Source organism: Pseudomonas sp. LB3P58 (assembly GCF_054897895.1).
Genome location: NZ_JBUBVE010000001.1, coordinates 2953076 through 2972983, shown reverse-complemented (window position 1 = coordinate 2972983; position 19908 = coordinate 2953076). Strand labels below are relative to the sequence as shown.

The window sequence follows — 19908 nt, the reverse complement described above, 5'->3', positions numbered from 1 at the left end:
TCGATGTGTTCGACTTCGTCGAACGGCGCTGCGCGCCTACCCCCCAGATGAACACCTCCACTCAGCCTCCCGAAGGGGCGGGTGAATCAAGATCAAGAGCGGCTGGCGAGCTAACGCTCGGCCTGTTGAGTGGTGAAGGGCGGGTGTACACCCATCCCCTGTAGGAGCTGTCGAGTGAAACGAGGCTGCGATCTTTTGATCTGGCTGTGGCTGTGGCTTTAGATGTTGATCCTGCTTTTGATCTTTCGCCCCTTCGGCAGGCCGAGCGTAGGTGTTCATCAGGGGGTTAGGCGCGTAGCGCCGTGCGGCGAAGCCGCACACATCGAGAGGAGGTCGTTGCGAAGCAGACCGTAGGCGATGCCCCCTGATGGGCACCGAAGCGAGGGAACGCGGAGCTTTAGCGAGGCGCCGTACGCCGGGGCGAAGCCTTTTGCTTACTTTTCGGCGTCTGGAAAAGTGAGTCGCTGTAAGAGCGAAACCATAAGTAGCCGTTACCGCAGAAATGGATATGTACACCAAACCCTGAAACCCAATCACCCCACCTGATACCGAATCATTCAGCACCCACCCATACCCCCCAGGTTAACAAAACATAACGTGGCGTCGATTGTCAGACCTTTCCAAACCCCGATAGGATAAGCCAGCTTCCGAAGGGGCTCTAGATTGCGTATTTCAGGACTATGCTCCAGAAAAGGCAATCGCAAAGAGCACCCCTTATGGCGCCCAGAAAGGTTGAACGACCTAACAATAATAATGGGGGAAGGTCTATGAGTGAGCCTGTCATGGGTGTGGGTATCTGCCGCCCGCCGGCATTACGCAAATTCGCGTTGCTGGCTACAGCGCTCTCGCTGTTGGGCTGTGCCGTGCTGTCGGCACCTGTGCTGGCCGCTGCTGCGCCAGCATCCGACATTGTCTATTCCGTTGAATCTGCCAAAGCCAGCAAGAGCCTGATGCTCGACGTCGTGCACGCCGGCAAGCGCCTGGTGGCGGTCGGGGATCGCGGGCACATTTTGTATTCCGATGACCAGGGCGCGACCTGGACCCAAGCCAAGGTGCCGACGCGGCAACTGCTGACGTCGGTGTATTTCGTCGACGACAAACACGGTTGGGCCGTCGGCCATGATGCGCAGATCCTCGCGAGCGAGGACGGCGGCGTCACCTGGACCAAGCAATTCGAAGATCTGAAACGCGAATCGCCGCTGCTCGACGTCTGGTTCCAGGACGTCAACAGCGGCTTTGCCGTGGGTGCTTACGGCGCATTGATGGCAACCACCGACGGCGGCAAGAACTGGGAAGACGTCAGCGATCGCCTCGACAACGAAGACCAGTACCACCTCAACGCCATCGCTGCGGTTAAGGATTCCGGTCTGTTCATCGTCGGTGAGCAGGGCAGCATGTTCCGCTCCGCCGACTGGGGCCAGACCTGGGAGAAGCTTGAAGGACCATACGAAGGCTCGCTGTTCGGCGTGATCGGCACCGCTCAAGCCAACACGCTGCTGGCCTACGGGCTACGCGGGAATCTGTTTCGCTCCACCGATTTCGGTACGACCTGGGAGCCGGTTGAGCTCAAGGCCGCTCGCGGTGCACTGGAGTTCGGTCTGTCCGGCGCGACGCTGCTCGACGACGGTTCCATCGTGATTGTCGGCAACGGTGGCTCGGTGATCCGCAGCGACGACAACGGCGAAACCTTCAGCGTGTTCAACCGTCCGGATCGCATTTCCGTTTCGGCAGTCACCGCAGCGGGCAACGGCAATCTGATTCTGGCAGGACAGGGTGGCGTTCGCGTCACTTCGCCAACCGGCGCAGAGAATGGAAAAAATGGGTCGTCCAAATGAGCCGGGCAAATAATAAGAAGGCGGGTCTATGACATCCTTGAGCACTCATCATCATGACAAGGCGACGTTTCTCGAACGCCTGATTTTCAACAACCGCCCGGCAGTGATCGTGATCTGCCTGCTGGTCAGTATTTTCCTGTTCTGGCAGGCGACGCTGATCCGGCCTTCCACCAGTTTCGAAAAAATGATCCCGCTCGAGCATCCGTTCATTCAAAAGATGATGGAGCATCGCAACGATCTGGCGAACCTGGGCAACACGGTGCGCATCTCGGTGGAAGCCACTGATGGCGACATCTTCTCCAAGGAGTACATGGAGACGCTGCGTCAGATCAACGACGAGGTGTTCTACATCTCCGGAGTTGACCGTTCCGGCCTCAAGTCGCTGTGGAGCCCGAGCGTACGCTGGACCGAAGTGACAGAGGAGGGCTTTGCCGGTGGTGAAGTGATTCCGCAGAGCTACAACGGCTCCCAGCAAAGCCTCGACCTGTTGCGCAACAACGTGCTCAAGTCCGGTCAGGTCGGGCGTCTGGTGGCCAACGACTTCAAGTCGAGCATTGTCGATATCCCGCTACTGGAGTCCTACCCGGACCCGCAGGACCAGGGCAAGTTGCTGGCGCTGGACTATCGCAAGTTCTCTCACGAACTCGAAGACAAGATCCGCAACAAGTTCGAAGCCCAGAACCCCAACGTGCAGATCCACATCGTCGGTTTCGCCAAGAAAGTCGGCGACTTGATCGATGGGCTGGTCATGGTGGTGATGTTCTTCGGCGTCGCCTTCATCATCACGTTGATCCTGCTCTACTGGTTCACCAACTGCATGCGCAGCACCGTGGCGGTGTTGAGTACAACGCTGGTGGCGGTGGTCTGGCAGCTCGGTTTGATGCACTTCTTTGGTTTCGGGCTAGATCCGTATTCGATGCTGGTGCCGTTCCTGATCTTCGCCATTGGTATTTCCCACGGTGTGCAGAAGATCAACGGGATTGCCTTGCAGTCCAGCGAGGCGGACAACGCACTGACTGCCGCGCGACGCACATTCCGTCAGTTGTTCCTGCCGGGGATGATTGCGATCCTCGCGGATGCGGTGGGTTTCATCACGCTGCTGATCATCGACATCGGCGTGATTCGTGAACTGGCCATCGGCGCGTCCATCGGCGTGGCGGTGATCGTGTTCACCAACCTGATTCTGCTGCCCGTGGCGATTTCCTACGTTGGCATCAGCAAACGCGCGGTCGAACGCAGCAAGAAAGACGCGCACCGCGAACACCCGTTCTGGCGTCTGCTGTCGAATTTTGCCAGCCCGAAAGTGGCGCCAGTGTCGATTGTTTTGGCCTTGTTGGCCTTCAGCGGTGGCCTCTGGTACAGCCAGAACCTGAAAATCGGCGACCTCGATCAAGGCGCTCCGGAACTGCGTCCGGACTCGCGCTACAACAAGGACAACAACTTCATCATCAGCAATTACTCCACCAGTTCCGACGTGTTGGTGGTGATGGTCAAGACCAAGTCCGAAGGCTGCTCGCGCTACGAAGCCATGGCGCCGATCGACGAGCTGATGTGGAAGATGCAGAACACCGAGGGCGTGCAGTCGGCGATCTCGCTGGTGACCGTGTCCAAGCAGATGATCAAGGGCATGAACGAGGGCAACCTGAAATGGGAAACCCTGTCGCGTAACCCGGACGTGCTGAACAACTCGATCGCCCGGGCTGATGGCCTGTACAACAACAGTTGCTCCCTGGCGCCGGTGCTGGTGTTCCTCAACGATCACAAGGCCGCCACGCTGGATCGTGCCGTGCATGCGGTGCAGGACTTCGCCAAGGAAAACAACAAGGAAGGCCTGGAATTCATCCTCGCCGCCGGTAACGCCGGGATCGAGGCCGCCACCAACGAGGTGATCAAGGAATCCGAGCTGACCATCCTGATCCTGGTGTACATCTGCGTGGCGACCATGTGCATGATCACCTTCCGTTCATGGGCGGCGACGCTGTGCATCGTGCTGCCGCTGGTACTGACTTCGGTACTCGGCAACGCCCTGATGGCCTTCATGGGCATCGGCGTGAAAGTCGCGACCCTGCCGGTTGTGGCACTCGGGGTGGGGATTGGCGTGGATTACGGGATCTACATCTACAGCCGTCTGGAAAGCTTCCTGCGTGCTGGTCTGCCGCTACAAGAGGCGTACTACCAGACGCTGAAGTCCACTGGTAAAGCCGTGTTGTTCACCGGCCTGTGCCTGGCGATTGGCGTGTGCACCTGGATCTTCTCGGCCATCAAGTTCCAGGCCGACATGGGCCTGATGCTGACCTTCATGCTGCTCTGGAACATGTTCGGCGCACTGTGGCTGTTGCCAGCGCTGGCGCGGTTCCTGATCAAACCGGAGAAATTGGCGGGGCAGAAGGGCAATTCGTTGTTTGCTCACTGATTCCAGGCTGAAATAGAAAAGCCGCAACCATGGTTGCGGCTTTTTTACATCCCGAAATTCACACTGGCCCCCCCTGTAGGAGTGAGCCTGCTCGCGATAGCGGTCTAACATTCAACATCTATGTTGAATGACACTCCGTCATCGCGAGCAGGCTCGCTCCCACAGGGAATTTTTGTAGCTGTTGGATCGTGTTGTGTCAGGAAGGATCAGCACCCAGCACCGCATTCAACGCACTACGCGCATCATCCAGCTGCACCAACGTCGCATGCCGCGCACCCAGCGCATCACGATTCTCGATCGCCGTCAGAATTGCCTTGTGCCGGGGCAATGCCAGTTCATGCAGATTCGGCCGCTGGTTGGAATGCTTCAAGGCTTCGGCAATCGCCACCGACAGCATGTTGCACAGGTTGGCCAGCAAGTCGTTATGGGTCGCATCGGCGATGCGGCTATGGAAATCCAGGTCCGGTTGCAGCAGCGCCTCCGGTGTCGGTGCCGCTTCCATGCGTTGATAGGCTTCACCAATGGAGGCGATGTCATCGTCCGTGGCGAACTGCGCGGCGAGGGCGGCCGCTGCGGGTTCGATGATGCTGCGCACGCTGGTCAGCAAATCGAAGAATTCATTTTGCGGGCTGCTTTGCATCAGCCAATGCAGCACATCGGGATCGAGCATGTGCCATTCCTTGCGCTGCTTGACCACCGTGCCCACTCGCGGACGGGAATACACCAGACCCTTGGCGACCAAAACCCGGGTGGCTTCGCGCAGGACTGGCCGGCTGACCGCGTACTCCTCGCACAACAGGGCTTCGGCGGGCAGTTTGTCACAGGGCTTGAAGCGTCCGGAAACGATCTGCATGCCCAGTTCCTGGACGATGCGCGAGTGCATGCTTTTGCGGTCGGAGGGTTTGCGGTAATCCATGGGGAACGGCGCGATCCTGGGCGATGGGGTGCCGCGCATGATAACAGGCGCGACGCGATCTTGAGGCAGGTGCAAATCAAATGTGGGAGCGAGCCTGCTCCGGGCGGCGTTCCGACGAAGGCGGTGTGTCAGTCAACATAGATGTTGAATGTTAAGCCGCTATCGCGAGCAGGCTCGCTCCCACAGGGGATTTGTGGTGTTAGTGGGAGTGGCGCGGTACTTCAGAGCCTCGGCAACCCACCAGGAAGTCGAAATCGCAACCCTGATCCGCCTGCAGCACATGATCAATGTACAGCTGACGATAACCACCCACGATCAACTGCTGCGGTGGCTGCAGATCAGCCATGCGCGCCGCCAGTTCGGCGTCGGGAATGTCCAGGTGCAGACGACCGTTGGCGCAGTCGAGTTCGATCCAGTCACCTTCCTTCACGGTCGCCAAAGGCCCGCCAGCGGCCGCTTCCGGGGCTACGTGCAGAACGACAGTGCCGTACGCCGTGCCGCTCATGCGCGCATCGGAAATGCGCACCATGTCTGTCACACCCTGAGCGAGCAACTTGGCCGGCAAGCCCATGTTGCCAACTTCGGCCATGCCCGGATAACCCTTCGGACCGCAGTTCTTCATCACCAGAATCGAGTTGGCATCCACCTCCAGCTCCGGATCGTTGATCCGCGCCTTATACATGTCGAAGTTCTCGAACACCACCGCACGCCCGCGATGTTGCATCAGTTCGGCGCTGGCGGCGGAGGGCTTGAGCACCGCGCCGAGTGGCGCCAGATTCCCACGCAACACACAGATGCCGCCGTCGGCGCGGATCGGGTTGTCGAGGGTGCGGATCACTTCGTCCTGGCCGTAGATCGGTGCGTCCTTGGTATTCTCGCCGAGGGTCTTGCCGTTCACGGTCAGGGCATTCGGATGCGGAATCAGGTTGGCTTCACCCAGGCGACGCAGCACCGCTGGCAGGCCACCGGCGTAGTAGAACTCTTCCATCAGGAAGCGCCCGGACGGTTGCAGGTCGACGATGGTCGGCATGCCGCGACCGATGCGGGTCCAGTCATCCAGATCCAGCTCGACACCGATGCGCCCGGCAATGGCTTTCAAGTGGATCACGGCGTTGGTCGAACCACCAATGGCCGCGTTCACCCGAATGGCGTTTTCGAAGGCCTCTTTGGTGAGGATTTTCGACAGCTTCAAATCTTCGCGAACCATCTCCACCGCGCGCATGCCGGACATGTGCGCCAGCACATAACGACGCGCGTCGACCGCTGGAATCGCCGCGTTGTGGGGCAGGGAAGTGCCCAGTGCTTCAGCCATGCAGGCCATGGTCGACGCGGTGCCCATGGTGTTGCACGTACCGGCCGAGCGGGACATGCCACCCTCGGCGGCAAGGAAATCGTCGATGGTAATCGTACCGGCTTTCACCTGTTCACTGAGCTGCCAGACCACGGTGCCCGAGCCGATGTCCTGGCCCTTGTGTTTGCCGTTGAGCATCGGCCCGCCGGTGACGACGATCGCCGGCACGTCGCAACTGGCCGCGCCCATCAACAACGCCGGGGTGGTTTTGTCGCAACCGGTCAGCAGCACAACACCGTCAATCGGGTTGCCGCGAATCGCTTCTTCGACGTCCATGCTCGCCAGGTTGCGAGTGAGCATGGCGGTCGGACGCAGGTTCGACTCGCCGTTGGAGAACACCGGGAATTCCACGGGAAAGCCACCAGCCTCGATCACCCCACGTTTGACGTGCTCCGCAATCTGGCGGAAATGCGCGTTGCACGGGGTCAGTTCCGACCAGGTGTTGCAGATGCCGATGATCGGCTTGCCGTGGAACTGGTGGTCGGCGATGCCCTGATTCTTCATCCAGCTGCGGTACATGAAGCCGTTCTTGTCGGCAGTGCCAAACCATTGGGCGGAGCGCAGGGTGGGTTTCTTATCAGACATGATCGGTTCTCTTATTGTATGACTATATTGTTCGAGCTGAGGCGTAACATAGGCGTAAATTCGGCGCTTTGGAAGTGTTGTTGCATAAATAGTATTACTATATAGTCCGTTTCAACGGAGGGATTGCCCTGACGGTTTTCCGCGAGAGGCGTCCCCCGAGGTTCTATAACAACAACAATCGGAGACCGATCTCATGAGCCAGGAACTGCGGCTTATTCGTCGCATTACGCTGAAACTGATTCCCTTCCTGATCCTGCTGTACCTGATCGCCTATGTGGATCGCTCCGCCGTAGGCTTCGCCAAATTGCACATGGGCGCCGACCTCGGCATCGGTGACGCGGCTTACGGCTTGGGTGCCGGGCTGTTTTTCATTGGCTATTTCCTGCTGGAAATCCCCAGCAACCTGATGCTCGAACGCTTTGGCGCGCGGCGCTGGTTCGCGCGGATCATGGTCACCTGGGGCGCCATCACCATCGGTATGGCCTTCGTCCAGGGGCCGCACAGTTTCTATGTGATGCGCTTTCTGCTCGGCGCCGCGGAAGCCGGGTTCTTCCCGGGCGTTCTCTACTACATCACCCAGTGGTTTCCGGTGCGCCATCGCGGCAAGATCCTCGGGTTGTTCATCCTGTCCCAACCCATCGCCATGTTGATCACCGGCCCGGTGTCCGGCGGTCTGCTCGGCATGGACGGCATTCTTGGCCTGCATGGCTGGCAGTGGCTGTTCATCGTCATCGGTACCCCGGCGATCCTGTTGACCTGGCCGGTGCTGCGTTACCTGCCGGACGGCCCGAAACAGGTGAAGTGGATGGACCAGGCCGAAAAGGACTGGCTGACCGGCGAACTGAAAAAGGATCTTGAGGAATACGGCCAGACCCGCCACGGCAACCCGTTGCACGCCCTCAAGGACAAACGAGTGTTGCTGCTGGCGTTGTTCTATCTGCCGGTGACCCTGAGTATCTACGGCCTGGGCTTGTGGTTGCCGACCCTGATCAAGCAGTTCGGTGGCACGGATCTGGTGACCGGTTTCGTGTCGTCGGTGCCGTACATCTTCGGGATCATCGGGTTGCTGATCATTCCGCGCAGTTCCGATCGCTTGAATGATCGCTACGGCCACTTGGCGGTGCTTTACGTGTTGGGTGCCATCGGCCTGTTCCTCAGCGCCTGGCTGACCGTACCGGTGCTGCAACTGGCGGCGTTGTGCCTGGTGGCCTTTTCGCTGTTTTCCTGCACCGCGGTGTTCTGGACCTTGCCGGGCCGCTTCTTTGCCGGCGCCAGTGCGGCCGCCGGAATCGCCTTGATCAACTCGGTGGGCAACCTCGGCGGCTACATCGGTCCGTTCGTGATCGGCGCGCTCAAGGAATACACCGGCAACCTGGCTTCGGGCCTGTACTTCTTGTCTGGTGTGATGGTGTTCGGGCTGGTGTTGACCGGTGTGGTTTATCGGTTGCTGGAGCGCAAGCACGTATTGCCGGCCGATCAGTTCGCTGCCAGCGCCCGGGGCGCTACCCGCACCTGAGCCATCACCAAAATCCCCTGTGGGAGCGAGCTTGCTCGCGATGGCGGAGTGTCTGCCCGCATCAATGTTGAATGTTGGGCCGCTATCGCGAGCAAGCTCGCTCCCACAGGGGGGCAGCGTTGGATTTGAGATTTGTTACAGGAGAAAATCATGCGTTTAGTTCAGTTCGAATTGAGTAACGGCGAGCGCCGGGTGGGCGTGGTCGAAGACAGTCTGGTGCGCGAAGTGCAGGGCGCGCGCACCGTTCGCGACCTGGCGTTGGCCGCGATCGAGGCGGGCGTCAATCTTGAGCAACAGGTGAAAACCCTGGGCCTGAGCATCAGCCATGACTATGCAGAGCTGTTGGCCACGCTGCGCATCCTGCCACCGCTGGATCACCCGGACCCGGCGCACATGCTGGTCAGCGGTACGGGCCTGACCCACCTGGGCAGCGCGTCGGCACGAGACAAGATGCATCAGCAAGTCGGCGACGAAGCCGCGATGACCGACACCATGCGCATCTTCAAATGGGGCGTGGAAGGCGGCAAACCGGTAGCGGGGCAGGCCGGCGTACAACCGGAATGGTTCTACAAGGGCGACGGCAGCATCGTCGTGCGTCCGGGCCAACCGTTTCCGCTGCCGCCGTTCGCCGAAGACGCGGGGGAGGAGCCGGAACTCAGTGGACTCTACGTCATCGGCCACGACGGCAAACCGTATCGACTCGGTTTTGCCGTGGGCAATGAATTCTCCGATCACGTGATGGAGCGCAAGAATTACCTCTACCTGGCCCACTCGAAATTGCGCAGTTGCAGTTATGGCCCGGAACTTCGGGTCGGTGAACTGCCGGAGCATCTGGCAGGCACCAGCCGCATCCTGCGTGACGGTGAAGTGCTGTGGCAGAACGAGTTTCTCAGTGGCGAGGCCAACATGTGCCACAGCCTGGAAAACCTCGAGTACCACCATTTCAAATACAGCCAGTTCCTGCGCCCGGGCGATGTGCACATTCACTTCTTCGGCACTGCGACCCTGTCCTTTGCCGACGGCATTCGCACCCGGCCGGGTGATGTGTTCGAGATCAGTCAGACCGAGTTCGGTGCACCGTTGATCAACGGGATTGCACCGGTTGAAGCGGCGTTTGAGCCTGGCACCGTTGGCACCCTTTAAGGAGATAGGCATGACCCAGATTCTTGGTCACAACTACATCGGCGGCCAGCGCAACGCTGCCGGCGAAATCATCGTCAAAAGCGTTGATGCCAATACGGGCGAAAACCTGCCTTACAGTTTTCACCAGGCCACCCTCGAAGAAGTCGATGCCGCCGCCAAGGCTGCCGCTGCCGCCTACCCGGCCTATCGCAGCCTGAGCGCCGAACGCCGAGCGCAATTTCTCGACGCGATTGCCGATGAACTGGACCTGTTGGGCGATGACTTTGTTTCGCTGGTCTGCCGCGAAACCGCGCTGCCAGCGGCACGGATTCAAGGCGAGCGCAGTCGCACCAGCGGTCAGATGCGTCTGTTCGCCAAAGTGCTGCGTCGCGGTGATTTCTACGGTGCGCGGATCGATCGGGCATTGCCCGAGCGCCAACCGTTGCCGCGTCCGGACCTGCGTCAGTACCGCATCGGCCTCGGGCCGGTCGCCGTGTTTGGCGCCAGTAACTTTCCGTTGGCGTTTTCCACGGCGGGCGGCGACACCGCGTCGGCGTTGGCCGCCGGTTGCTCGGTGGTGTTTAAGGCTCACAGCGGCCATATGGCCACAGCCGAACGGGTGGCCGACGCGATCATCCGCGCCGCAGAAAAAACCGGCATGCCGGCCGGCGTGTTCAACATGATCTACGGCGGCGGAGTCGGCGAAGCGCTGGTCAAGCATCCGGCGATTCAGGCGGTTGGCTTTACCGGCTCGCTCAAGGGCGGCCGTGCGTTGTGTGATATGGCCGCAGCACGGGCGCAGCCGATTCCGGTGTTTGCCGAGATGTCGAGCATCAATCCGGTGATCGTGTTGCCGCAGGCGCTGCAAGCGCGTGCTGAGTCGGTCGCCCGTGACCTGACCGCTTCGGTGGTTCAGGGCTGCGGTCAGTTCTGCACCAATCCCGGGCTGGTGATCGGTATTCGTTCACCGCAGTTCAGCGCCTTCATGCAACAGGTGGCGGGCCTGATCGGCGATCAGCCGGCGCAAACCATGCTCAATGCCGGGACCTTGAGCAGCTATGGCCAAGGCCTGCAAAAACTCCTCGCTCATCCGGGCATCGAGCACCTGGCCGGTCAGCCACAGCAGGGCAATCAGGCGCAACCGCAACTGTTCAAGGCGGATGTCAGCCTGTTGATCAATGGCGATGAAGTGCTGCAGGAAGAAGTGTTCGGCCCGACCACGGTGTTTGTCGAAGTCGCCGATCAGGCGCAACTGAGTGCCGCGTTGAACGGTCTGCATGGGCAACTGACGGCGACGATCATTGGCGAGCCGGCGGACTTTGAGCAGTTCGCTGAGCTGACGCCGTTGCTGGAGCAGAAGGTCGGACGGATCCTGCTCAACGGCTATCCGACCGGCGTAGAAGTCTGCGATTCAATGGTCCATGGCGGGCCGTATCCGGCAACTTCCGATGCGCGCGGTACGTCGGTCGGCACGCTGGCCATCGATCGTTTCCTGCGCCCGGTGTGCTTCCAGAACTACCCCGACAGCCTGCTGCCGGAGGCGTTGAAGAATGGCAATCCGCTGCGCATTCAACGCCTGGTGGACGGGCAGCCATCCCGCGAAGCCCTCTAACGGCGAGCGCAATCCCCTGTGGGAGCGGGCTTGCTCGCGAAAGCGAAGCGTCAGTCGACTAATCTTTGACTGTTACACCGCTTTCGCGAGCAAGTCGAATCGTCGCACCGCCGCTCCCACATTTGTTCGACGCCGTCTTTGAGTTGAGTGACCGGCACTGGACCGCTCCCACATTGAGCTATCATTGCGTCTTTCCCATTCAAAGATTGACTGCCATGACCGCCCCAACCGACACCTTGCTCGCCACCCTCGAACACTGCGATATGGTGGAAATCGACGGGCTGCACGCCTTCGAATTCTCCCTTGATGAAGACGATAACCTGCACATCGAATGCCTGGACGGTCGTGTGTCCAAGCACTGGGAGTTCACCCCGGCCGAAGTCGAGGCCGCGACCTTCGATCCAACCCTGCAAAGCTGGCTGATCACCGGCAGTTCCGGCGAGCACCGGTTGGTGTGCATGACCGCGTTCCGCGGTGATGACGACGAGGAAGAAGCGAATGAGGATGCGTAAGCTCTGGCCTCTGTTGATGGCCGGCAGCGTCGGCGCGATGGGTTTTCAGGTTGCGTCGGCCGATGACTATCAGTTGCTGGTCGGCTCCTACACCGCCGGTCAGAGCCAGGGGATTTATCGCCTGAACTTCGACAGCGCTACCGGGCAGATCGATGCCAAGCCGCTGCAAGTGGTCAAGAGCGAAAACCCGTCCTGGCTGACCCTGTCAAAGGATCAGCGTCACCTGTTCGTGGTCAACGAAAACGGCCCGGGACAGACCGATCCGGTAGGGCGCGTCAGCAGTTATGCGATCGACCCGAAAACCCATGAACTGAGCCTGATCAATCAGGTGCAGAGCCTGGGCAACGAGCCGACGCATTCGGGCCTCAGCGTTGAAGCCAGTCACCTGTTTGTCAGCAACTATTCGGTGTCTGAAGATCCGGGCGGTACCCTATCGGTGTTGCCGGTAGACGCCGACGGCAAGCTGAAACCGGTGGTGCAGATGAGCAGCCATCCATCGAGCCGGGTCAATCCCGAGCGGCAGATGTCGGCGCACGTGCATTCCACGGTTTCGTCGCCGGACGGCCAGTATGTGTTCTCCAATGACCTGGGCGCCGACAAGATCTTTGCCTACCGCTTCGACCCCAAGGCCAACCCGGAATTGCCCTTGACCGCCGCCACACCGGCGTCCGTGCAGTTGCCACCCGGTAGCGGTCCGCGTCATCTGCTGTTCAGCGCCGATGGCAAGCACGCGTGGCTGACCATGGAAATGAGCGCGCAGGTTGCGGTGTTCGATTACAAGGACGGCCAACTCAAGCAAACGCAAATGGTCGAGTTGGCGACGGGTCAGCCCGTTTCGGACAAGGCGGCCGCTGCGCTTCACGCGTCGGGCGATGGCAAGTTCCTCTACGTCAGCAACCGTGGCACCGCCAATCAGCTGCTGGTGTTCGCCATCGATCCTGCGACCGGGCACCTCAAGGAGCTGCAGCGCCGTTCCGTAGAAGGTGACCACCCGCGTGAGTTCAGCCTCGATCCGAGTGGCAAGTTCTTGTTGATCGCCAACCAGAAAAGCAACCAGATTGTTGTCGTCGAGCGCGATTCAAAGACAGGCCTGCTGGGTAAAACCGTGCAAAAACTGCCGATGGATGCCCCGAGCGATCTCAAGTTCCTGGTGCGTCAATAGGCCGCAGGCCCCGGTTGATGGGGCCTGCATCCTTCTATTAATGACGCTGATATCTGCTAATGCTACAAAAGATTTCAAGGCGCCAACCTCGAAGGTTAAGTTTGCTTCACGGCCCCACCGGGCAAGCAAGCCAACTGAATACGAGGAATACCGCCATGAACTTCAATCTCTTCTCCGTAATCGCCGCTTCCGCTATCTCTGCCACCGTTGCTTTGCCAGCCAGCGCCAGCGTTGAAATCAGCGACAAAAAATCCCACGCCCAAAGCTACACCCAGAAATACCTGCAACAGAGCGCCAACTTTTACGCGGCTCTGGATCACAAGACCCAAGCCTGAAATTTGAACCCTGCACCTTTTATGCAGGAGCGAAGTCACTTGCGCCGATCGAGCTGAAAAGCTTTGAGAAACCTGAGTGATGTCGCTCCTGCATAACGCGTTTACGACAGTATCATATTGCTATCAACGTATTGCTTGATATCACATGGCCATAAGTTTAAATTTGACGCTGATTTTTTGACTCCTTCTTGTGATAAGGATCGACAGCATGGCAATGCGTCTGGCCGTGGTACTTCTGTTTCTCTATTCCACCCCCATTCTTTCGGCTGCCCAGCCCGTTCCAGACGAGCCGGATGCGGCCCGCGAGCGCTTGATGAGTTTTATTGAAGACTGAAATAGTCTGGCTTAATGATCAACGAAGCTGATGGTCACTATGGATAACCCTGAGTGGTTATCACCGCTTTTTTGATCGATTCTGTGGGCATCGAAACATGCCTGCGGAGAACATCATGGCCAGCTCAATCATCACTTCTGCCAAATACGGCGCCTACCTGGCTATCGCTCTTTACGTAGCCATGGTGCTGGTTTTCAGCCTCTCGCCTCAATCGCAACAGACCCTCGATGCGCCGATTCAAGTCGCTCATCCCGGCATCCAGTTTGAACACCGTTCGCAAAACGCGATGGTCGATCAGGCTGAACTCTCAGGAGTCGCCGGAGCATGAAAGGGCACAGACTTTGGGTCATCGCCTTCCTGGCGTTCATGACCAATGGATCTTCCTTGTTGGGAATCGGACAGGGCTCGGCGGGGTCGGTGGCACGGACTATCGAAGCCAATCACAACCTTGCTCGCAACATTGAAACCGCGAAGGCCCTGGCGCTGCTGGCCGGCAATCCGCCGATCGAACGCCAGGACGATTTCTTCGGGCCGTTCCAAGTGGATTGCTCGGCGTTGGAGATGTGTGCAGTGTTGGCGTGAGTCGGTGTTATTTCTGCATCACGCCAATAAATAGCTCCGACTCCAGAAACCGCTGCAACCAAGCCTGCAAACGGCGATAGGGCGTCTGCCCGAACCACTCGCGATCCACATGGGCGAACTGCCGCACGAACGGCATCAGCGCCACATCCGCCAGACTCGGATGCTCGGCCAGCAGGTAGTCGCGTCCCTCCAGCAACTCATCGAGCCTGCGCAAAAACACCTCGCCCTCGGCGCGATAAAACGCCATTGGCTGCTCGGGATATCGCTCGGCGTACTTGTAGCTATTCAGGTGCACCTTGAACACCTGATCGTTTTCCTCGATCAGCTCGGCGATGAGTTGCTGCCCGACAGGGTCACCCTTGAGCAACCAATCCTGCGGATCGTTCTGCGCCAGGGCCCAGTGCATGATCGCCAGGCTTTCATCGATCACCTGACCGTCGACGCTGAGCACCGGCACCGTGCCTTTGCTCGACAGCGCCAGCATTTCGGCAGGTTTGGCCTTCAGGCTGACCTCGACAATGTTCACCGCAACGTCGGAGTAGCGCAGGGCCATGCGAGCCCGCATCGCGTAGGGGCAGCGGCGGAAGGAATACAGCGTATTCATTTCACCTCCAGCGTACTCAGGCCGTTGCCCTGACGGCGGACCTGAATTTGCACCGGAATCCGTTCATGCATTTCCTGCACGTGTGAAATCACCGCGACTTTTCGTCCCTGCGCTTGTAAGCCGTCGAGAGCGTCCATGGCCAGTTGCAGGGATTCCGGATCAAGGCTGCCGAAGCCTTCATCGATGAACAGCGATTCGATTTTCAGCGTGCTCGATGCCATCGACGCCAAACCGAGCGCCAGAGCCAGCGACACCAGGAACGTCTCGCCGCCGGACAACGAATGCACCGAACGCAGTTCATCACCCATCTCGGTGTCCATCACCAACAAACCGAGCATGCTGCCGCCACGTTTGAGGCGATAGCGCCGCACCAATTGCCGTAACTGAACGTTGGCGTGATGCACCAACAGGTCGAGATTGTAGGCTTGGGCGATCTTGCGGAAGGTGTCGCCCGTGGCCGAACCGATCAGCGCATTCAAACGCGCCCAGCGCTGATATTCGGTGTAGGCGTCGGCGATCTGCTGCGCGAGGGCCTGGTTGGCGTTTTGCCGACGCTGATCCTCGGCCTGTTCGGCGCGCAGTTCGGCGCAACGGTGTTCGCTGGCGGTGAACAGGTTTTGCAATTCGGCAAGCGCCGTCGCCAGCTGTTCGGCGTCGAGATTGCCGTTGTGTTGTGCTTGATGATTGAGCAGACGCTGATCGCGTTCCTGCAACAGGACCTTGGTCTGTTCGATGGCTTTTTCGCTTTGCTGCAATTGCTGACGCAGTTCGCTGACTTGCTGGTCGTCGACACCAAGCAGATCTTCCAGACCACCATCATCCAGTTCCGGATGCAATGCGCGCCAGTCGGCAATCTTGCCGCTCAGCTCGCGATCTTCGGTTTCCAGTGCCTGCGAACGTTCCTGCTGGGCCTTGAGTTCGGCGCCCAGTTGCACCAGCCGCGTACGCACGGTTTGCAGTTCCTGATTGGCCGTCGCTTCAGCATTGCGCGCCTGTTCGACGGCTTGATCCAGTTGCTGCTGCCACTGCTCGGCGCTGCTGTGTTCGCCGAGCAATTGCGTGAGTTTTTGCTGGCAGGCCTGTTGCTGGTCGGCGAGGGCGGTGAACTGCTGTCGGGCCGTTTCCAACTGCTGGAGGCGAGTGAGTTGGCGGTCCTGTTCTTTCTCCAGCGTTTGCTGCCGTTGTTGCTGTTCGCCGAGTTCATCGCGTTGCTGATCGAGTTGTTCCAGCCGCTGAGCGATCTGCCGGTCCAGTTGCATGAAGGTCGCAGCCGGTTCGTTGCGCAACGCTTGCAGCGTATCGGCCGGGAGCAGGGTGCTGAACGCCGTCAACTCCTCGTCCAGACGCTGGCGATCACTGCTCAACTCACGTTGCTGGTTGGCCAGGTGCTGGGCTGCTTGCTGGCTCGCCGCTTCAGCACTACGCAGTTGCTGTTGAAGGCGCGCGGCGTCCTGTTGCAGGGTGAGCAGGGCGGTTTGCCGTTGTTCGTCCTGAGTGATGCTTTGGTTCAACTGGTTGTTTTGCTGCACCAGCCAGGCATCGCGTTTAGCCGCATCCTGCGTCAACAGCTGTGCAGATAACGGATGTGCTTCAAGGCTCGGTGCCAGGCTCTGCTGCTGGGTCGCGAGGTGTTCTTGCTGTTGCAGCAACTCCTTTTGCTGGGCAATCACGCCGCCCACTTCAGCGCGCAGTTCAGTGAGTTTTTCTTTCAACAGGTCGACGGCTTTCTGGGCGTTGGCCTGTTCGCTTTCATCATGCCGGCCAAGGCTCTGCAGCAGGGCTTCGGGCTGATGATAGGGATGGTCGGGGCTGCCACAGACCGGGCACGGCTGATCGTCCTGCAACTGCTCGCGCAGTTCTTCGACGCTGGCGCTGCGGGCCAGACGCTGGCGTTCCAGCAGTTCGCGGGTGACGGTCAGGGTCTGTTCGGCAACGACCAATTCGCTCTTGGCTTTCACACCGTCCTGGGTCAGACGTTCTCGTTCTTGCTGAGCGGTCAGCTGGCGCTGCTGGAGTTCGGACGCGCGCTTGTCCAGTTCCTGCTGACTGGCCCACAGGCGCGTCAGCTCTTCAAAGGCCCGCTGCTGCTTGCGGTTGTCTTGCAACAGACTCCCGAGAATCCGGATCTGCTCGGCCACCGCTTCCGGTTCGGCGCCGGCTTCCTTGTACAGCACTTCAAGGCTCTGGCGCTGGGTGGACAGGTCCTCGGCAGCGCGAGCGGCGCTTTGTTCCAAGGCGGCCAGTTCAGCCTGGCCCTTGTTCAGGCGATTGCCGATCAGCATCAGCTGTTGCAGGCGATCACGGTAGGCGTTCCAGGCATCGCTCAAGGGGGCCAGAGGAGTGCTTTGCTCAAGCTCCCCGGCAATTCGCTGCAAACGTTCGGCGACCAGTTTCTGTTGGTCGAGCAGGCCTCGGATCGTGTTTTGGCCCTGAGTGCAGGCCAGTTCCGCCTGCTGCTTGAGGTCGGCACTGAGACTGGCGTCTTTGACCAGACGGGCGAGGGTGCTTTGCGCTTCGAAGGCTTGACGCAGCAGTGGAGCGCTTGAGGTGTGTTGGCTTTGGGCCTCGACCAGCGCGGTCTGCGCGGCGCTCAGGCTGTGTTCGAGTTGCGCCTGACGCTCATTCAGTTCGGTTTGCTGTTGGGTGTGCTGCTGAATCTGCGCGGCCAGCGGTGTGAGCTGGGCAGTGAGTTCTGTCTTGCGGGCGAACTGGTGCCGTTGCGGGGCCAGTTGCTCCAGGCGAGTCAGCTTCAAACGTTCGCCGGCCAGAACTTCCCAACGCTGCTGGGCCGATTGCAACTGCTCGGTGGCGCTCTGCTGCTCGTCCTGCAATTGACGCAGGTCCTTGAGCCAGCTGTGTTGCAATTCCAATTGCTTGAGCTGCGCTTGCTGGGTCTTGAGTTGCTGCTGAGCCTCGTTGAAGCGTTCGTCGAGTTCCGCCCGGGCTTCTGGCGACAACGGCGTCACGCCAGTGGCCTGGTCCTGCAGCAGCTTGTGGGTTTCGCGAGCTTCTTTGGTTTTGTCGAAAGCCCGGCGGCCGAGGCGCGTATAGAGCGCGGTGTCGGTGAGTTTTTCCAGCAGTTCGCTACGTTCGTTGTCGTTAGCCTTGAGGAACGCACTGAATTCGCTCTGGGCCAGCAGCACCGCGCGGGTGAATTGCTCAAAGTTCAGGCCCAGTACGGATTCGAGCTGAGTTTTGAATTCAACTTTCTGACTGGCCAGCAGTTGATCCAGATCGATGTCGCGCAAACTCTGACGACTGGCTTGCAGCTTGCCGCCGGCCTTCTCCCGGGCGCGATTAGCCTCCCAGCGAGCGCGGTAACGACGGCCATCGATGCCAACGAAATCGACTTCGGCATAACCTTCACCGGTGCCGCGACGCAGCAGCGTGCGAGGGTCGCCAGTGCTGATCTCGCCGTCGGCGTCTGGCGCTTTGGCAGACACCTGAGCATTGCTCAGCCGAGGCACAGCACCAAACAGCGCCAGGCACAAGGCGTCGAGCAACGTGCTTTTACCGGCGCCGGTCGGCCCGGTGATCGCGAACAGACCGGCGCTGGCCAACGGCTCAGCGGTAAAGTCGATTTCAAAAGGCCCGGCCAGTGAGGCGAGGTTTTTCAGGCGGATCGCGAGGATCTTCATGCTGGTTCGCTCTCCATCTGCACGTCTTGCAACAGCTCGGCGAAGTCCTTGAGGGTTTGCTCGTCGACCTCGCTGCCGTAGTTGTCCTGCCAGGCGCGGCTGAACAATTCCTGAGGCGTGAGCTGGTCGAGTTCGATCAAGGTCGTGCCGTCATCCACGCCATCGCGGCTGCCGTTGCCGGCGTATTCAGCGGCGATCCGCACCAGGCGCACGGCTTTGCCTTGCAGGGCGGTTTCCACTTGATAACGCAAGTCGGGTTGCGGCTCATCGAGGCGCACCCGAACTTCCAGCCATGGCTGGCGCTGGATATCGGCCAGCAAGTCGATGTTCGGCAAGTCGGCCAGTTGCAGCAGGATTTCCGCCAATGGTGCGGGACCGATGCGTTGCAGATTCACAGCTCGGGGAATCAGTTTGGGTTCGACGCTGACCAGGGTTTCGCCTTTCAGTTGGATGTCGAGAATCTGGTGCTGATAGCCAATCTCGGAGAACGACAACGGAATCGGCGAGCCGCTGTAGCGGATACGCTCTTCACCATTGACCTTCTGCGGCTTGTGCAAGTGACCGAGGGCGACGTAACTGATGCTCGGCCCGAACAGGCTGGCGGGCAGCGCTTCGGCGTTGCCGATGATCAGGCTGCGCTCGGAGTCTTCCGAGACCGAACCGCCGGCCATGTGCGCGTGGCTGATAGCGATCAGCGCCTGACCTGGCTTTCGCTTGGTATTGGCCGCTTCGATCAGCCATTCGTGAACCTGACCGATACCGCGCAGGTAGTTGTCGCCCAAGTGCGCGCCGGTCACTTCGGCGGGTCGCAGGAACGGCAGCGCCAGGCACCAGGCGACGGTTTTGCCCTTGGCGTCCGGCAATGGCAGCAACAGGCGTTCGGCGTCGAGTTGACCGTCATCCAGCCACAGCACACGGCCCAGCGCATGCGTGCGCAAACGCCGCATCAGCGGCGCGGGCAGTTCAATGCGCGAGCCGGAATCGTGGTTGCCGGCGATCATCACAATGGTCAGCTTCGGCTGTTGTTCATGGGCGCTGACGATGAAATCGTAGAGACGTTCCTGGGCTTTGACCGGCGGGTTGACCGTGTCGAAGATATCGCCGGCGATCAGCAGCACGTCTGGCTGGTCCAGCTTCAGCTGGCGCAGCAGCCATTCGAGAAAGCAGGCGTGTTCGAAATCGCGTTCCTGGCCGTGCAGGTTTTGTCCAAGGTGCCAGTCGGAGGTGTGAAACAGACGCAAGGTGAACTCCGTAGGAAATAAGGTGATGGCCGCGAGGAAAATGATCGCGGCTAAAGGGGAGGGAGTTTACTGGCAAAAGACCGGGGATGCTGAAGGGCTTAAAAGATCGTCCGAAACGCGGCCCGAACCTTCGGCAGCTCCTACATTGGC

The 19908-nt window shown here is 59.8% G+C and carries 16 protein-coding genes; 11 read left to right on the top strand and 5 right to left on the bottom strand.

Annotation, left to right across the window (positions count from 1 at the left end; all coding sequences use genetic code 11):
• Positions 1-767: 767 nt before the first annotated feature.
• Complete coding sequence (locus ACYZTZ_RS13725; protein WP_461998588.1) at positions 768-1835, top strand: WD40/YVTN/BNR-like repeat-containing protein; 1068 nt, start codon at positions 768-770, stop codon at positions 1833-1835.
• Positions 1836-1863: 28 nt separating this feature from the next.
• Positions 1864-4248, top strand: a complete 2385-nt coding sequence (locus ACYZTZ_RS13720) for an efflux RND transporter permease subunit (RefSeq protein WP_046049562.1) — start codon at positions 1864-1866, stop codon at positions 4246-4248.
• A 196-nt stretch (positions 4249-4444) separates the two neighbouring features.
• Here the strand turns inward: ACYZTZ_RS13720 and ACYZTZ_RS13715 are convergent, their stop codons facing one another.
• Positions 4445-5164, bottom strand: coding sequence for a FadR/GntR family transcriptional regulator (locus ACYZTZ_RS13715; RefSeq protein ID WP_191623590.1), 720 nt, complete (start codon positions 5162-5164; stop codon positions 4445-4447).
• 199 nt (positions 5165-5363) lie between these two features.
• Complete coding sequence (locus ACYZTZ_RS13710; RefSeq protein ID WP_008157040.1) at positions 5364-7100, bottom strand: IlvD/Edd family dehydratase; 1737 nt, start codon at positions 7098-7100, stop codon at positions 5364-5366.
• Positions 7101-7293: 193 nt separating this feature from the next.
• On the opposite strand from ACYZTZ_RS13710, the gene ACYZTZ_RS13705 reads away from it, so the two are divergent.
• The 9 genes from ACYZTZ_RS13705 to ACYZTZ_RS13665 all read left to right on the top strand — a co-directional run bounded on the left by ACYZTZ_RS13705 (position 7294) and on the right by ACYZTZ_RS13665 (position 14275).
• Positions 7294-8616 carry an MFS transporter gene (locus ACYZTZ_RS13705; RefSeq protein WP_461998587.1) on the top strand — a complete coding sequence of 441 codons (1323 nt, stop codon included), beginning with the start codon at positions 7294-7296 and terminating at the stop codon, positions 8614-8616.
• A 150-nt stretch (positions 8617-8766) separates the two neighbouring features.
• A complete protein-coding gene (gene araD1 / locus ACYZTZ_RS13700) occupies positions 8767-9759 on the top strand; it encodes an AraD1 family protein (RefSeq protein ID WP_056745812.1) in 993 nt (330 codons plus the stop codon).
• Between the two features lie 10 nt (positions 9760-9769).
• Positions 9770-11350, top strand: coding sequence for an aldehyde dehydrogenase (NADP(+)) (locus ACYZTZ_RS13695; RefSeq protein ID WP_461998586.1), 1581 nt, complete (start codon positions 9770-9772; stop codon positions 11348-11350).
• Positions 11351-11565: 215 nt separating this feature from the next.
• Entirely contained in the window at positions 11566-11862 is a 297-nt protein-coding gene (locus ACYZTZ_RS13690) for a DUF5629 family protein (protein WP_056745816.1), read from the top strand.
• Positions 11855-13024 (top strand): lactonase family protein, encoded by a 1170-nt coding sequence (locus tag ACYZTZ_RS13685; RefSeq protein ID WP_461998585.1) that lies wholly within the window; start codon positions 11855-11857, stop codon positions 13022-13024. Before ACYZTZ_RS13690 ends, ACYZTZ_RS13685 begins: the two co-directional genes overlap by 8 nt.
• 155 nt (positions 13025-13179) lie before the next feature.
• Positions 13180-13359, top strand: coding sequence for a hypothetical protein (locus ACYZTZ_RS13680; protein ID WP_008157047.1), 180 nt, complete (start codon positions 13180-13182; stop codon positions 13357-13359).
• Between the two features lie 208 nt (positions 13360-13567).
• Complete coding sequence (locus ACYZTZ_RS13675; protein WP_255141673.1) at positions 13568-13693, top strand: hypothetical protein; 126 nt, start codon at positions 13568-13570, stop codon at positions 13691-13693.
• A 115-nt stretch (positions 13694-13808) separates the two neighbouring features.
• Positions 13809-14021 (top strand): hypothetical protein, encoded by a 213-nt coding sequence (locus ACYZTZ_RS13670; RefSeq protein WP_046049553.1) that lies wholly within the window; start codon positions 13809-13811, stop codon positions 14019-14021.
• Complete coding sequence (locus tag ACYZTZ_RS13665) at positions 14018-14275, top strand: hypothetical protein (RefSeq protein ID WP_461998584.1); 258 nt, start codon at positions 14018-14020, stop codon at positions 14273-14275. The genes ACYZTZ_RS13670 and ACYZTZ_RS13665 overlap by 4 nt, the downstream gene beginning before the upstream one ends.
• A gap of 7 nt (positions 14276-14282) precedes the next feature.
• Here ACYZTZ_RS13665 and ACYZTZ_RS13660 read toward each other — a convergent pair whose 3' ends face one another.
• The 3 genes from ACYZTZ_RS13660 to ACYZTZ_RS13650 are packed head-to-tail and all read right to left on the bottom strand — an operon-like array spanning position 14283 to position 19758.
• Positions 14283-14879 (bottom strand): glutathione S-transferase, encoded by a 597-nt coding sequence (locus ACYZTZ_RS13660; protein WP_461998583.1) that lies wholly within the window; start codon positions 14877-14879, stop codon positions 14283-14285.
• Positions 14876-18517: an AAA family ATPase gene (locus tag ACYZTZ_RS13655; protein WP_461998582.1), complete on the bottom strand. Its 3642-nt coding sequence runs from the start codon at positions 18515-18517 to the stop codon at positions 14876-14878. The genes ACYZTZ_RS13660 and ACYZTZ_RS13655 overlap by 4 nt, the downstream gene beginning before the upstream one ends.
• On the bottom strand, positions 18514-19758 hold the full coding sequence (locus ACYZTZ_RS13650) for an exonuclease SbcCD subunit D C-terminal domain-containing protein (RefSeq protein WP_461998581.1): 1245 nt from the start codon (positions 19756-19758) through the stop codon (positions 18514-18516). Before ACYZTZ_RS13650 ends, ACYZTZ_RS13655 begins: the two co-directional genes overlap by 4 nt.
• Between the last annotated feature and the right edge of the window lie 150 nt (positions 19759-19908).

Coding starts and splice junctions, on each gene's coding strand:
- ACYZTZ_RS13725 (WP_461998588.1), top strand. CDS start 768: ATGAGTGAGCCTGTCATGGGTGTGGGTATCTGCCGCCCGCCGGCATTA.
- ACYZTZ_RS13720 (WP_046049562.1), top strand. CDS start 1,864: ATGACATCCTTGAGCACTCATCATCATGACAAGGCGACGTTTCTCGAA.
- ACYZTZ_RS13715 (WP_191623590.1), bottom strand. CDS start 5,164: ATGGATTACCGCAAACCCTCCGACCGCAAAAGCATGCACTCGCGCATC.
- ACYZTZ_RS13710 (WP_008157040.1), bottom strand. CDS start 7,100: ATGTCTGATAAGAAACCCACCCTGCGCTCCGCCCAATGGTTTGGCACT.
- ACYZTZ_RS13705 (WP_461998587.1), top strand. CDS start 7,294: ATGAGCCAGGAACTGCGGCTTATTCGTCGCATTACGCTGAAACTGATT.
- araD1 (WP_056745812.1), top strand. CDS start 8,767: ATGCGTTTAGTTCAGTTCGAATTGAGTAACGGCGAGCGCCGGGTGGGC.
- ACYZTZ_RS13695 (WP_461998586.1), top strand. CDS start 9,770: ATGACCCAGATTCTTGGTCACAACTACATCGGCGGCCAGCGCAACGCT.
- ACYZTZ_RS13690 (WP_056745816.1), top strand. CDS start 11,566: ATGACCGCCCCAACCGACACCTTGCTCGCCACCCTCGAACACTGCGAT.
- ACYZTZ_RS13685 (WP_461998585.1), top strand. CDS start 11,855: ATGCGTAAGCTCTGGCCTCTGTTGATGGCCGGCAGCGTCGGCGCGATG.
- ACYZTZ_RS13680 (WP_008157047.1), top strand. CDS start 13,180: ATGAACTTCAATCTCTTCTCCGTAATCGCCGCTTCCGCTATCTCTGCC.
- ACYZTZ_RS13675 (WP_255141673.1), top strand. CDS start 13,568: ATGGCAATGCGTCTGGCCGTGGTACTTCTGTTTCTCTATTCCACCCCC.
- ACYZTZ_RS13670 (WP_046049553.1), top strand. CDS start 13,809: ATGGCCAGCTCAATCATCACTTCTGCCAAATACGGCGCCTACCTGGCT.
- ACYZTZ_RS13665 (WP_461998584.1), top strand. CDS start 14,018: ATGAAAGGGCACAGACTTTGGGTCATCGCCTTCCTGGCGTTCATGACC.
- ACYZTZ_RS13660 (WP_461998583.1), bottom strand. CDS start 14,879: ATGAATACGCTGTATTCCTTCCGCCGCTGCCCCTACGCGATGCGGGCT.
- ACYZTZ_RS13655 (WP_461998582.1), bottom strand. CDS start 18,517: ATGAAGATCCTCGCGATCCGCCTGAAAAACCTCGCCTCACTGGCCGGG.